Below are 13,695 nucleotides of genomic sequence, written 5' to 3'. Positions count from 1 at the left end.
CATTTTCAAATTATTAATAAGCAATATGAACTTAAAACTCCATAAACCCCTTTGTATTTTTGATCTTGAAACTACAGGAACGAACATTGGAAAAGACAGAATTGTTGAAATCTGTATCTTAAAAGTAAACCCGGATGCCTCAAGAGAAAGTAAAACATGGAAGGTAAATCCTGAAATGCCGATTCCAAAAGAAAGCAGTGAAATTCACGGAATTTATGATGAGGATGTAAAAGATGCTCCTACCTTCAGAGATATTGCTTCTAAAGTAATGGAAATGATTACCGGTACTGATCTGGGTGGTTTTAATTCCAACAGATTTGATGTTCCTCTTTTAGCCGAAGAACTGCTGAGAGTAGGAATGGATTTTGACCTTAGTAAATTCAAATTGGTAGATGCTCAGACTATTTTCCACAAGAAAGAGCCTAGAAATCTTGGAGCTGCTTATCAGTTTTACTGTGGTAAGACATTGGAAAATGCGCACTCTGCAGAAGCTGATGTAATGGCTACTTTTGAAGTTCTGGATGCTCAGGTTGGAAAATATGATGATATTCCGAATGAAGTTGCTCCATTAAGTGAGTTTACTTTCCATAATAAAAATGCAGACCTTGCAGGGTTTATCGGATATAATGATAAACAGGAAGAGGTATTCAATTTTGGAAAATATAAGGGACAAGGCGTAAAAGCTGTCTTCCAGAAGGATCTTGGATATTTCGGGTGGCTTCAGAATGCAGACTTTCCGTTATACACAAAGAAGGTATTTACTAAAATTCAACTGTCAAGCAGATTTTAAATATGTCTGATCTGGTTCGTTTTAAATTTTATGAAACAGCCCTGGAAGCTAACAGGGACAAACAGATTCTGTCTGAAAACGGAATTAACAGTTTCATTGCGAATGAACAGCTTATTCAGTCGGATTGGCTGCTTTCTCAGGCTGTAGGCGGAATTCAGCTCCAGGTTTTTGAAGAGGATCTGGAAAAGGCAAAACAAATTCTGCAGGATTATAAAGATAATGAACAGTACTCATTAGAAGTAGAACGCACCATCGAAAACCCTGAATTTGATTTCGTGTGTCCAAAATGCAGTTCCAATCATATCTACAGAGACGACAGAGCCACCAGCTTTTTTGGAATCTCGTTTCTCACAAGTCATAAGTTTGTGTGTTACTATTGTGGGAATGAATTTACTCACGAATAAGAACTAAAAATAAAATAATTACATTAATCAGAAGATTGCTTCGTTTTTACAATGATGCAATCCGAAAACAAATAAAGAGTTATGAAAATCATCTGCATAGGAAGAAACTACAGTGAACATGCTAAAGAATTAGGAAACGAGATTCCGGAGAACCCTGTTATTTTCATGAAACCAGATACAGCAGTTTTAAAGGGAAATGATTTTTATATCCCAGAATTCTCAAATGATATCCACTATGAACTGGAAGTGGTGATCAAAATATCTAAAGGTGGAAAATACATTCAAAAGGAAACAGCTCACAAACACTACGAAGAATTGAGCTTAGGAATTGATTTCACAGCCAGAGACCTTCAGAGTGAATTGAAGTCTAAAGGACTGCCATGGGAGCTTGCTAAAGGATTTGATGGTTCTGCAGTAGTGGGAAGTTTCTTTAAAAAAGAGAATTTTGACCTTAACACCCTTTCTTTTTCCCTTCTGAAAAACAAAGAGAAAGTTCAGGATGGAAATACAAAAGATATGTTGTTCCATTTTGATGATATTATTGCTTTTGCTTCTCAATATTTCACTTTAAGAGTAGGTGACCTTATTTATACAGGTACTCCAAAAGGAGTTGGAAAAGTAGAGGAAAATGATATTCTGGAAGCTTACCTTGAAGAAGAAAAAGTGCTTGATATCCGAATATTATAAGTATTTAACATAAAAGTCTGGTAAATTTTTCTTATCTTTAGGTAACAAAATGAAAGGTTATGATAAATATTGTATTGCCCGTAGATTTTGGGGACAAAACAGACCAATTGGTGGACGGTGCCATAAAATTTGCAAAACAACTTAATGGTAGAATTTACCTGATCCATGTTGCACCATCAGATATCGGATTTGCGATTGGTGATATGGGATTTCAATATTTTCCTGAGGTAGAAGCGAATGAAATCAGGGAAGAATTGGTTCAGCTTAATAAAATTGAGCAAAGAATCATTGCCCATGATATCGATTGTGAGCATCTTTTAAAACAGGGACTGGCAAAAGATATTATCCTTGAATATGCCAAAGCAAAAAATGCTGATTATATCGTAATGGGATCACACGGAAGAAGCGGAATTTATGATGTATTTGTAGGAAGTCTTACCAAAGGACTTACAAAGAGTTCGAATATCCCGGTTTTAGTACTTCCTATCCACGACTAAGTAAATAAAATTTTAATCGTTAGTAATAAAAAAACCGATCAAATAAATTATTTGATCGGTTTTTTACTATATAACCAATTAATTAACCTTCTTTTTTGTAGATATTCGGATCGTAGTAAGGGTGCTTACCTTCCGTTGGAGAATAATAGTCTTTATCTTTGTCACCACCTAGTGTTACAACCAGTACGTAGCACCAATAAGTGAATAATACACAGCAAACTATAAATAGAATCCAGTTTAAAACATTTCCGAAAGTATCAAAGAATGCGAAACTCGATTTGAAAACTTTGCTTAAGAATAGAAAGAAAGACGTCATTATTTTCCTTTTTTAAATTAACTTTGTACAAATTTATAAAAAATGTTTAAATTACTTTCAAAAGAAAGCAATATTTTTTCAATTCCTGTTTATATTGGTTGTCTTCTTTTAGTAGTCGTAATATTTAACATACTGAATTTCAACACTTACGAAGCAATTATTGCCGGAATTACATTTTTGGGAATTGCTTTGGGATATTTTTGTTTTCACAGTGTTGCCCTTAATTATCAGACCCACCTTCCGTTATTTTTATATACGTTTTTTATTTTTGGTCTGTATCCGGGTAATTTAGACATAGGAATTGCAGTTTCCCTGTTAACCAATTCTTTCCTTATCCTGCTCTTAACCAGTGCAGATGAAGATATCAGAAAGAAATCCTATGTATTGGTGGGTGCCATAGTAGCATTGAATTTTATTTTTCTTCCTACTACCTGGCCCATGGCTGTTTTTGTAATCATTCACGTGATTGCTACGTCTGCCAAAATAGGTTTAAATATTTTCAGATTCCTTTTAGGGGTGATTCTGATTGTATTCAGTTATTTTTCTGTAATGTACTTTGTTCAGTTTACTTCATGGAATATTGATTATTTTCCATTTGGAAAAATGAAACCGGTGACAGATTACACGGAATTATTCCCTTTAATTCCTGTGGCATTAATGCTTATTTATGCCGTGTATGACCATTTTCAAAATTATAATAAGAAAAGCCCGATAAGCAGATATAAATATACTTTTCTGTTGGTCTTTTCCTTAGCTCAGCTTGTTACCATTATTTTGTATATGAATAAAAGCTATGAGTATTTGTTACTTCTGGCATTTCCTTCAAGTATTATTCTGAGCAGAATGATGAGATTCTTACCCAAATACTGGATGCAGGAAGCTGGTTTATGGCTTATTATTTTAAGTTTACTTACCTTTAAAGTAGGTATGTTTTTTGATTTATTTTAGAAAATTATGATTCAGATAGACGATAAATTGATTTCTGAGGAAATCTTTTCCGAAGAATTTGTGTGCAACCTTACCAAATGTAAGGGAGCCTGTTGTGTGGAAGGTGATGTAGGAGCTCCACTGGACAAAAACGAGCTTGAAATACTGGACGGTATTTTTGATAAAATCAAACCTTATCTTACTCAGGAAGGCATCAAAGCCCTTGAAGAGCAAGGTACATGGACTACCGATCCGCACGACGGAATGTATGTTACTCCCATGGTAGAAAACCGTGAATGTGCTTATGTAACTTTTGATGACAAAGGAATTACGAAATGTGGGATTGAAAAAGCGTATGAAGATGGTGCTGTAGACTGGCAGAAACCTATTTCATGCCACTTATACCCTATCCGTGTTACGGAATACTCTTCATTTACGGCTTTAAATTATCATGAATGGAATGTATGCAGCGATGCATGTACGCTTGGAAAAGAACTTCAGGTTCCTGTGTATAAATTCCTGAAGACCCCATTAATCAGAAAGTATGGCGAAGAATTTTATGATGTTCTGAGCGGAGCTGCTGATGAATGGAAGAAAGAATATGGTTCATAAACAACCTGAATAAAAAGAGAAAGCCGGAAAATTGATTTCCGGCTTTTTTATGTAAGAAGGATGGAAGCTAAATAATGGAGTTTATTATTGAGCCTTTAGCAATTGATAGTCATGCCAGCTCAATAATACTAAAATCAATGATTGTTTTCAATAACTTCCAGCCTCAGGTTTCCTTACTTTATTTATTTAAAATCAGCGTCCGATACTCCGGAGTTCACTGTAATCTTAGTAGTTTTAATAGTCACTTTCTGACCTGCACCTTCTGCTTCTACATCGGCAGGGAACTGTAAGCCATCTACAGCCATATAGCTTTTTATCGTTACATTTCCTTCTCCGGCAAGCGTTTTATATAAAAGTCCTGTAGCAGCATCAAAATAGAATTTTCCTTTCTCAGAAGACAGTACGTTATAGTCTTTACCATCCAGTTTTTCTACTGCAACATTCTGAAAAGTAGCACCGTCAAATGCTAATGCATCCACTGGCTTTGCTTTTTTAAGTTCAGCAACTTTATCTGCAGGAATTGCAGTTTTGGTTCCCATCTGATCAAAATATCCTTTTTCACCATCGAAAAACTGAACCATCTGTTGCCCCATCAATGACTGTACAGACTTAAATTTGTTTCCCATTTTTCTGGTGGTCATGTTAATTTCCATTCCCTGAGCTGACATGGTATTTTCCATATAAAGAGTTTTTACGCCCTCTAATTTTTCTTTTCCTCCCAATGCTTTAAAGTAGTTATCCAATACCTCTTTAGCCGTTAAGGTTGACTTTGCAGCCTCTGTTTTTACAGAAGCGGCATCTTTCTTCTGAGCTGCTGCCGGAACCGAGAAAAGTACGGCACAGAAAAATGGAATGATGATCTTTTTCATATATAATAAGTTTAAAGGGTAAATATAGGAATATTGGCGGACATGGCTACATTATGAGTAATAAGTAATGATTGATAATTGATGAAGGATTATGAGACTGAAGAAACGGAAACATCTTTACATAAAAAAACCGCCAATAAATTGACGGTTTTGAAATATTTATATCTGAGTATAATTATTTTTTAAGTTCTTCTAAAAATTCGTCGTGAGAAATTTTAGTTTCTTTTTTGCTCGCTTTTTCAAGAATTACATCTTTTAATTTAGCCATAGCAACTTCAGAAGAGATTTGTCTTACTTGCTCCTGATCTTTCAACATTTCAACAGCATATTTTTGGATCTCCTCATCACCTAAGTGGTGAATTCCGTAGATAGCCAATTGGTTTTTAACTAACTGCTCAGCTTGTGCCAATACATCAGCATAGTCAAGGTTGATTTCGTTATCAGTCATCAATTTACCTTCGATGATCTGGTATCTCAATTGGTTTTTCTCAGCTTCAAGAATTTCTTTAGCCTGCTCTTCAGACTGGATGTTCTGGTTAGAGAACATTAACCATTTTGTTAAGAAAGTTTCAGGAAGGGCTACTTCTTCTTTTTCAGTAACCTGCTCTAATACTTTATTCACAAAGTGAACGTCAGCATTCTGTTGGAAGTACTCGTCTAATTCAGTCTTAACTTTCTCTTTAAGCTCTTCTTCAGACTTGATGTTTCCTTCTCCGTATACTTTGTCGAACAACTCCTGGTTAAGTTCAGCTAAGTCTAATGAATAGAAGTCTTTTACTTTAACTTCAATTTCATTGTGGTGTAGGTGCTCTACTTCTTCTTTGCTGAATCCTAATTCTTTAGCTAATTCTTCATCACCTGCAAGAGTTTCTTTAGTTACTTTTACAGATCCATCCATTTTCAAAGCTTTTACTAATTTGAAAGCTTCTTTGTTTTCTCCTGTAATAGTAACGTTCTTTGGGTGGTGGTGGTGCTCTCCTTCAGCATCTTCTTCCACAACTTGAGAAACTTCTAAAGCGATGTAAGAATCTTTAGTGATTTTATCTTGAGGAACCTGCTCAGCGAAACGCTTCTGCATGTTTTCAATACTCTTGCTGATTTCTTTTTCAGAAGCTTCTACTTTGTAGTGAGGTGCTTCATATTTAGCTAAATCTATAGTAAATGCAGGCTCATATCCTACTTCGAAAGCAACTTCCAACTGATCAGCATTGTAATCGAATTCGTTTACTGGCTGTGGAATAGGTTGACCAACTAATCTTAACTTGTTTTCGTTAACATAGTTGTTCAAAGCATCAGAAACCTGTCTGTTGATTTCTTCAAATGCAATCCCTGCTTCATATTGTTTTTTAACCATACTCAAAGGCACTTTCCCTTTTCTGAATCCAGGAACTTGCGCATTTTTAGCATAATTAATCAATTGCTTCTCTACTTTTTCTTTGTAGTCAGATTTTTCCAATGTCACTGTAAGCAATGCACTTACATCATCATGGTTTTGTGCGGTAACCTTCATTATTGATTAAAATTTTAGGTTGCAAAAATATGAATTTTTTATGAAAATCACCCATTTAAAATCAACTAATACAGCCAAATATTGTTAAAAGAGAGATTATGCAATTTTCTACCATTTATATATGAATTGTGAACTTGGTTTAAAAACCTGATTCCTTTGCTAATATCATCTATAAATGCCAAAGAGCTGACAGGCATCTCACCTGATTTACCCCTTCATATAAGCCTTTCTCAAAAAGACATATAAAAAAAACACCATAAACAATACATTATAAAATCTCTTTTTGGAGGAGTATTTTTTATAGCACTAACCCAATAAAAAACCACCGGAAAATTCCGATGGTTAACCAAGATGAAATCTACAACAAGTTGTATTTTTTTTAAGATCTATTTAGTTGCTTAGGTTATAAGTTGCCTGAGCGTCTGTTTCTCCTCCAACTACACTTCCCCATGCAGTTCCAGATTTAGCATCGTTTACACTTTGCGGAGAGTGAATCAGAGTTAACTTCAATAATGGTGCTGTTCCGTCAACAGCTTTTACTACCGTCCATTTTGTTCTCAACCCCACTCTTTTTCCATCACTTCTAAGATCACTTCCGTCTATTCTTTCTACAGTAATATTAGATTTCGGAAAATCGAAAATTAAAAAGTGCTCATTTTTAGCATCAATAATTTCCTGGGTAGCATCTTCATTTCCATTTTTAAATTTGGCTTGAACAGTATAAGTTTTACCATCTTTAAGAGGAATAGTAGGAACTCCTCCTGCCCCAATGCTGTAATCATAAGTTTGTGTAGTTCCCGCTGCCTCATCTGTCACCAACAAAAGAATATTTGTAAGTTCTTCCTGAGGAAGATCATCTTCTTCTGCAGACCCGTTTCTCTGACAAGAAGTAACGGCAGTAACAGTGATAAATAAAACAGCTAATAATTTGATAATATTTTTAGTATTGAATAGATTTTTCATTTTTTAAGAATTTTAAAATTTTGATTGAATTGTTTTTTAATTTTTAGAATTTATATCTAAAATTTAAAATAAAGTTTCTTCCTGCCTCATCTGCAAAGAATCTCAAACGGTTCAGATACTCTCTATATGAAGTATTGAAAAGATTGTTTACAATAAGCCCTGCAGAAAGATTTTTACTGATATTGATTCCTGTTTGGATATTCCAAAGTGAGTATCCATTTGGTGGAGTACTGAAATCGATTTCCTTATCTACCAATTCACCATTCACATAAAGTTCCAATGGTGCATTTCTAATCGGGAATCTGGTTTGTTTTAAAAATGTTTGATTTTCAACAGTAAAATAGAAGTTTCTCCATTCCTGTTTTTTAAATTGTAATGCATTGGAAAAATTTGGTGGCATCATTAGAATCAACGGTTCTTTGTGGGTATCATCCTGCCCATACACATAGCTCCCTCTTCCTACATAGGTAAGGTTATCGGTAAACTTCCAGTTAACATCCAGGTCAACCCCATACATCTTTGCATCAATCTGCTGGTAAACCCATTCCGGAAATACTCCTCTGATTGTTCCTTTAATTCCTACCGGAATTTCATTAATGAAATTTTTCGTGATAAAGAAATATGGATTTAAAGAAACATTCAGGCCTTTCAGAATATTGAATTTTGAGTCAATATTCAGGTTAAACTGATGTCCCTGCTCATTTTTTAATCCCATATATCCGGTTTCAATAATCCCTGCAGAATGGTGGAGACCATCTGAAAATAATTCTGCAACATTCGGAGATCTTCCCACTTTTGCATAATTAAATTTCAAATCAAAGTTAGCATTCGGACGATATTCCAAACCGGCATTGAAAGAAACGTTATTGTAATTAAGCTGAGGGCGTGTCAAAACCCTGTTTTGATCTGTTTTCACATAAAATTGCGGATAAGTATCAGCATACAAATTCACCCAGTCACTTTTATCATACCATTTGGTGACATCATAACGGGTAAAATCATATCTGGCTCCAGCTTCAAAATTGAATTCAGGTGAAATTTTATACTTGAAAACAGAATATGCACCTGCTGAATATTTATCATAATTCGGAATTAAACGTCTTGCTTTTGTTGCAGGATCTGAATAATTATTTTGAAAACCTGCATCAATTCCAGTTTCCAACGACCATTTTCCTCTTTCTAATAAATCATTAATATTAAATTGATGAGTCATCAATGCCAAATCCAGAGAAGGAGTATCATTCAAGTCTCCTCTTCTGATATCATACTCTTGTCTGTGGTTATACTGGTAACTGTAAGTTGCAGAAAGCTTTCCTATATTCTCAAATCTTTTGAAGGCTGAAACTTTTGCAATATGATGTTCAATAACCTGTCTTGGGTTATCAATATCATAACTGAATTTACCGGAATATATCGGAGGATTAGCATTCATCGCCCTATCGTAATCGTCAGAAGTAGAAACGTGTGAGTCTCTTAAAATTCCTATATTCTGATTCGTCAGATAATAATCAAAAGAGATTCCTCTTTCATAGGTATTATTCTGAACGGTGAAATTGAAGGAAGAAAAATCCATTCCTGTATTTTTCAGATTATAATTTGGAGCACTCTGGTCTCCTAACTTCTTGATGCTTCCTCCAGATTTTATTGCCCATCCGTTTTTCCAAACTTTAGCTACATCTACATCCAGCCCAAGACCTCTTCCGTTGGAAATTCCAGTAAGTCCTACTGAACCTTTGATGGTATCTTTTTTCGGAAAAATTTCGGGCTCCATTACCACGACTCCCCCAATAGCATCACTTCCATATTTCAATGCAGATGCTCCTTGATGACATCAATATGCTGAAAATTGTTGATATCAACATTCGGTGCATGCTCAACACCCCATTCTTGTTCGGCAAGACGTACCCCATTATTCAGAATACTGATACGACTTCCATAAAGTCCATGAATAACTGGTTTTGAAATATTATTTCCGGTTTTCAAAGCCGTCACCCCTGAAATTTTAGATAACAGACTCCCCAGGTTTTCTGTAGAGTTTTTCTCTATATCAGATTTACTGAGTGTTTTGACTACCAGTGAACCGTTATTTTTATGATTCCCATGGATTGTTACCGTCTCAATATCATTACTATGATGTTCAAGAATTATCTTTATATGTATGTCCTGCGTAACTTCTATATTTTCAGTATAATCATTACAATCAGGATGTTTTGCAATGAGTGTATACTTCCCTGCAGGGACTTTACTAAAGGAAAAGATTCCTTTTTTATCTGTTTTTGCTGTAAGGTTTCCAATTCTTACCACTGCATTTTCCAGCATGGTTTTATCATGAAAGTCCTGAACGGTTCCTTGTACAGTATAAGTTTTCTGTGCACTTGTAAATACTGATCCACAAAAGATCAATAACAGGCAATATATCAATTTCATTGTAAAATAGATTGCTTACATACCTTTTTGTAATGAAAAGGTACATTTTTTCGTTAAAGTTTATTGAATGGGTTGAGATTCTTTGTACAATGAATGGTGTACAACAGAGTATGTATCAATTACAAGGAGTAAAAAGTTAAAATATTGGAACAAGCTAGTCAACAGGTATACTCTATATTATCACCTATTACAAACTAACAGCTGTATCTCAACAACTTTAAGCATTAAACTTCAAAAATTGAACATTAAACTCTATGACATAGAGCTGTAACCCAATAAGAATGTATTGATTAGGAAATTGCGGGCGGTCCGCGAAGCTGAAAAGTAAATTTGGTCTGAGACCAGATTTTTTCCTGAATAGCGATAATTTGCTTTACTTCGTGCGTATAATGCTCAAAGCTAAAGCTGAATTCTTCAGGAGCTAATGTGTGTCCGGTCACCAAAAAGTGGCAGGCCAGACAGTCACCCGCTTTCTCTTTAGTAATGGCTTTCGTTACAGAATTTTCGACTTTTTTAAGGTTAAATGCCTTAAAATAATCTACTGATTCGTGATGGTGAAAGCTCTGAGAAAGCAGCGCGATGAAGTATACCCCAAACAACAGCCTGGAGATAAATACTTTTAAATTTCTGCTTTCTTTAATCATGGTTCAAAATTATGAAAATAATTTAATTTTCAGCCAAAACTTCTATTAAATTACTTTTGCAATTCATTTACTTATAAGTAGAAAAGGATTATGATTTGTTACAAAAAAAGCTTCATAAAGTAAATTACGAAGCTTTTGTATTGTTAATTAATCAAGTTGGGTTCCTAAGTATTCCCATTCCTGCAGAGCGTTATCCAGCTCTTCTTTAGCTTTATTGTATTTTTCTAAAGTTTCATCGGAAGGATTTTCTTTGGCGAAAGAAGCTTCCATTTCTTCTACTTTGGTTTCAAGTTCAGAAATTTTTTCTTCTACCTTCTTAATTTTATTCTGAATATTTTTTTGTTCCTTAGTGATAACATTCGATATCTGGCTATTGCTAACTACCGGTTTTTCTTCCACTTTCTTAGGCTCTTCTTTCACATCACTATGAAGTTTTGCTTTTTCTGCAGAAATCTCTCTGATGGTTTCTTTTTGCCTGTATTCAAGATATTCGTTGATATCTCCAAGGAATTCTTTCATTTTACCATCACGGAACTCATAGATTTTATCACAAAGTCCCTGAAGGAATTCTCTGTCGTGAGAGATTACGATTAACGTACCTTCGAAATTCTGTAACGCTAACTTAATGATCTCCTTAGACTGAATATCCAAGTGGTTGGTAGGTTCGTCCATAATCAATGTATTGAAAGGACGAAGTAACAGTTTACAAAGTGCTAAACGGTTTCTCTCTCCTCCGGAAAGGACTTTCGTTTTCTTTGTAACAGCATCTCCCTGGAACAGGAAAGATCCTAACAGGTCTCTTACTCTAGGTCTTGTTTCTTCTGTAGCAGCATCTTCAGCCTCTTCAAGAACGGTTTTATTAGGTGTTAAAACTTCTTCCTGATTCTGTGCAAAATAACCGATGTTTACATTATGTCCAAGATTCCAAGCTCCTGAATAGTCTTTAATATCTCCTGCTAAAATTTTAGCCAATGTTGTTTTTCCCTGTCCGTTTTGTCCCAGAAGTGCAATTCTGTCTCCTCTCTGAACAATAAAATCTACATCATCAAAAATCTGTTTCTGACCATAAGCCTTTCCAAGGTTTGCAGCTTCAAAAATTACTTTCCCCGGAACCATAGACTGTACGAAACGGATATTGAATTTAGAAACGTCTTCGTTATCTACTTCAATACGTTCAATTTTATCTAATTTCTTAATAAGCGACTGTGCAAAAGAAGCTTTGGTAGCACTTGCACGGAACTTATTAATGTTATCTTCCATCTGCTTGATCTCCGCATCCTGATTCTTTTTAGCCTGAATCAGTTTTTCACGACGGTCTTCACGCATTACAAGGTATTTGGTATAGTTGGCTTTATAATCGTCAACTTTCCTATTGTTGATATCAAAAGTACGGTTACAAACGGCAGTCATGAACTGTTTATCGTGACTTACCAGCACAATAGCTCCCGGATAATCTTTTAAGAAGTTTTCAAGCCAGATGATTGACTCCATATCCAGGTGGTTGGTAGGCTCATCGAGAAGCATGATGTCATTCTTTTGAAGAAGCAGTTTTGCCAATTCGATTCTCATTCTCCATCCTCCTGAAAACTCATCAGTAATTTTTTGGAAATCATCCGCTTTAAATCCAAGACCAAATAACACTTTTTCCATATCACCTTCCAGATTGTAGGCATCATGGTTCATTAAAAGGTCATTCAGCTCAGTCATTTTATTAATAAGATCTGTGTAGGAATCACTTTCGTAATCGGTTCTTGTAGCCATTTGGTGGTTAACTTCCTCAAGCTCGTTTTTCCATGCATTGATTTGCTCAAAAGCCTGCATAGTTTCAGCCCAAACCGTTCTTCCTTTCACAAAATCAAGATCCTGCTTCAGGAAACCAATGGTAACACTTCCTTCTGTGATCACTTCTCCTTCGTAGAAATTAATTTCTCCGGACAGCATTTTCAATAAAGTAGATTTTCCTGCTCCGTTTTTTCCCACGAGCCCTACTTTATCATCCTTTTTAATGGTGAAATTGACGTTTTGAAATAAATAATTTCCTGAATGATGTAATCCTAAACTTTGAACCGAAAGCATCTTAATTAATAATTAGTAATGAATAATGAATTTTCGGGTGCAAAAATACGGAAAAAGAAATGAATAGCCCAGAAATAAAAAAACTGACCAAAATGATCAGTTTTTACATATTGGTTTTACAACAGTATTTATTTTAAAAATCATTAAGTAATGGGACCAGTGATACTGCTGGAGATACCTGTTCTACAGGGAATGTTCCCGGAATATTTTTAATTCCAAAAGTCGTTTGAATCATCTGCAGATCATAGATCATATTCTGATCGCTGAACCTAAAGGTACATCCGAACTCATGTGCCTGCCCTGCCATAGACCCTGGAGTTGCATTGGTCTGAGATGCAAATAAAGCTATTTTTTCATCAGGTATTATGCTTACAGTCTCTTGTGCAGCACATGTAAATGCACAGAAAGGGAAAAAAATACCATTCATGTATGCAGCAAGCCCTACTGTTATAGGAGATGAGTCTCCAGGCCTGTTATTCTTTACAGTAATTACTCCGGGAGCTCCTGAAGTAGTAGGAAAGGTACCATCTGGATTGAATGTTGCTTCTGATCCTAAAGTGACTACATCTGATAATACCTCCATTATGATTTTCGTATTGACGGTAATATCAGATCTACGGTAAACATATACTTTATATATTTGTTCATAGTTAATTTTTAACACACCAAATACACTCGTATAGTCTATCACAAACCAAGTGGGCACTCCTGAAGCAACCTGATTGGTACCGGATGCTCCCATATATCCCACTAACTTATACCTTTCTTTCTGTAAGGAATTTAGAATTTCCTGTTGCTCTCGTGATCTGAAATCAAAGTTCATTGAAAATATGGGCCTTTCTTGTACGAGTGTTTTTTCCATAGTCTTAATTTTTAATGTTCTTACTCTTTTTACGATCAGGCTTTTCAGAATCCGCCTTTGTTCATTTCTTTTAAAATTCAGTTGTGAAATGAACACTATCAAAGTAACAGG

At 35.2% G+C, this 13,695-nt stretch carries 15 protein-coding genes; 6 read left to right on the top strand and 9 right to left on the bottom strand.

What is annotated here, in order from left to right; genetic code table 11:
• Nucleotides 1-25: 25 nt before the first annotated feature.
• From BOQ64_RS07950 to BOQ64_RS07935, 4 genes are all read left to right on the top strand, one after another.
• The gene (locus BOQ64_RS07950; RefSeq protein ID WP_129054809.1) at nucleotides 26-790 is read left to right on the top strand and encodes a 3'-5' exonuclease; all 765 of its coding nucleotides are present in this window, start codon (nucleotides 26-28) and stop codon (nucleotides 788-790) included.
• Between the two features lie 2 nt (nucleotides 791-792).
• Nucleotides 793-1,194: a DUF2007 domain-containing protein gene (locus BOQ64_RS07945; RefSeq protein ID WP_129054807.1), complete on the top strand. Its 402-nt coding sequence runs from the start codon at nucleotides 793-795 to the stop codon at nucleotides 1,192-1,194.
• A gap of 81 nt (nucleotides 1,195-1,275) precedes the next feature.
• A complete protein-coding gene (locus tag BOQ64_RS07940) occupies nucleotides 1,276-1,881 on the top strand; it encodes a fumarylacetoacetate hydrolase family protein (protein ID WP_129054805.1) in 606 nt (201 codons plus the stop codon).
• A gap of 59 nt (nucleotides 1,882-1,940) precedes the next feature.
• Nucleotides 1,941-2,378, top strand: coding sequence for a universal stress protein (locus BOQ64_RS07935; RefSeq protein WP_129054803.1), 438 nt, complete (start codon nucleotides 1,941-1,943; stop codon nucleotides 2,376-2,378).
• 82 nt (nucleotides 2,379-2,460) lie between these two features.
• On the opposite strand, the gene BOQ64_RS07930 is transcribed toward BOQ64_RS07935, so the two are convergent.
• Nucleotides 2,461-2,694 carry a DUF6341 family protein gene (locus BOQ64_RS07930; RefSeq protein ID WP_045500551.1) on the bottom strand — a complete coding sequence of 78 codons (234 nt, stop codon included), beginning with the start codon at nucleotides 2,692-2,694 and terminating at the stop codon, nucleotides 2,461-2,463.
• Between the two features lie 42 nt (nucleotides 2,695-2,736).
• On the opposite strand from BOQ64_RS07930, the gene BOQ64_RS07925 reads away from it, so the two are divergent.
• Together BOQ64_RS07925 and BOQ64_RS07920 are read left to right on the top strand one after the other, a co-directional pair.
• The gene (locus BOQ64_RS07925) at nucleotides 2,737-3,642 is read left to right on the top strand and encodes a DUF6427 family protein (protein ID WP_129054801.1); all 906 of its coding nucleotides are present in this window, start codon (nucleotides 2,737-2,739) and stop codon (nucleotides 3,640-3,642) included.
• A 6-nt stretch (nucleotides 3,643-3,648) separates the two neighbouring features.
• Nucleotides 3,649-4,233 carry a DUF3109 family protein gene (locus BOQ64_RS07920; protein ID WP_129054799.1) on the top strand — a complete coding sequence of 195 codons (585 nt, stop codon included), beginning with the start codon at nucleotides 3,649-3,651 and terminating at the stop codon, nucleotides 4,231-4,233.
• 182 nt (nucleotides 4,234-4,415) lie between these two features.
• Here BOQ64_RS07920 and BOQ64_RS07915 read toward each other — a convergent pair whose 3' ends face one another.
• The 8 genes from BOQ64_RS07915 to BOQ64_RS07885 form a co-directional block, all read right to left on the bottom strand.
• A complete protein-coding gene (locus BOQ64_RS07915) occupies nucleotides 4,416-5,102 on the bottom strand; it encodes a hypothetical protein (RefSeq protein ID WP_129054797.1) in 687 nt (228 codons plus the stop codon).
• A 175-nt stretch (nucleotides 5,103-5,277) separates the two neighbouring features.
• A complete protein-coding gene (locus BOQ64_RS07910) occupies nucleotides 5,278-6,612 on the bottom strand; it encodes a trigger factor (protein WP_129054795.1) in 1,335 nt (444 codons plus the stop codon).
• A 390-nt stretch (nucleotides 6,613-7,002) separates the two neighbouring features.
• The gene (locus BOQ64_RS07905) at nucleotides 7,003-7,575 is read right to left on the bottom strand and encodes a hypothetical protein (RefSeq protein WP_129054793.1); all 573 of its coding nucleotides are present in this window, start codon (nucleotides 7,573-7,575) and stop codon (nucleotides 7,003-7,005) included.
• A 43-nt stretch (nucleotides 7,576-7,618) separates the two neighbouring features.
• Nucleotides 7,619-9,385 (bottom strand): TonB-dependent receptor, encoded by a 1,767-nt coding sequence (locus BOQ64_RS07900; RefSeq protein ID WP_228448269.1) that lies wholly within the window; start codon nucleotides 9,383-9,385, stop codon nucleotides 7,619-7,621.
• On the bottom strand, nucleotides 9,382-10,002 hold the full coding sequence (locus BOQ64_RS23780) for a TonB-dependent receptor plug domain-containing protein (RefSeq protein ID WP_228448268.1): 621 nt from the start codon (nucleotides 10,000-10,002) through the stop codon (nucleotides 9,382-9,384). Before BOQ64_RS23780 ends, BOQ64_RS07900 begins: the two co-directional genes overlap by 4 nt.
• A 290-nt stretch (nucleotides 10,003-10,292) precedes the next feature.
• Entirely contained in the window at nucleotides 10,293-10,646 is a 354-nt protein-coding gene (locus BOQ64_RS07895) for a hypothetical protein (RefSeq protein WP_129054792.1), read from the bottom strand.
• A 147-nt stretch (nucleotides 10,647-10,793) separates the two neighbouring features.
• Nucleotides 10,794-12,722: an ABC-F family ATP-binding cassette domain-containing protein gene (locus BOQ64_RS07890; RefSeq protein WP_129054790.1), complete on the bottom strand. Its 1,929-nt coding sequence runs from the start codon at nucleotides 12,720-12,722 to the stop codon at nucleotides 10,794-10,796.
• Nucleotides 12,723-12,855: 133 nt separating this feature from the next.
• Entirely contained in the window at nucleotides 12,856-13,584 is a 729-nt protein-coding gene (locus BOQ64_RS07885; protein WP_129054788.1) for a hypothetical protein, read from the bottom strand.
• Nucleotides 13,585-13,695 lie beyond the last annotated feature (111 nt).

Source organism: Chryseobacterium sp. CH25, assembly GCF_004119455.1.
In the GTDB taxonomy this organism is placed as follows: Bacteria; Bacteroidota; Bacteroidia; order Flavobacteriales; family Weeksellaceae; genus Chryseobacterium.
This window is presented reverse-complemented; position numbering and strand designations above follow the sequence as displayed.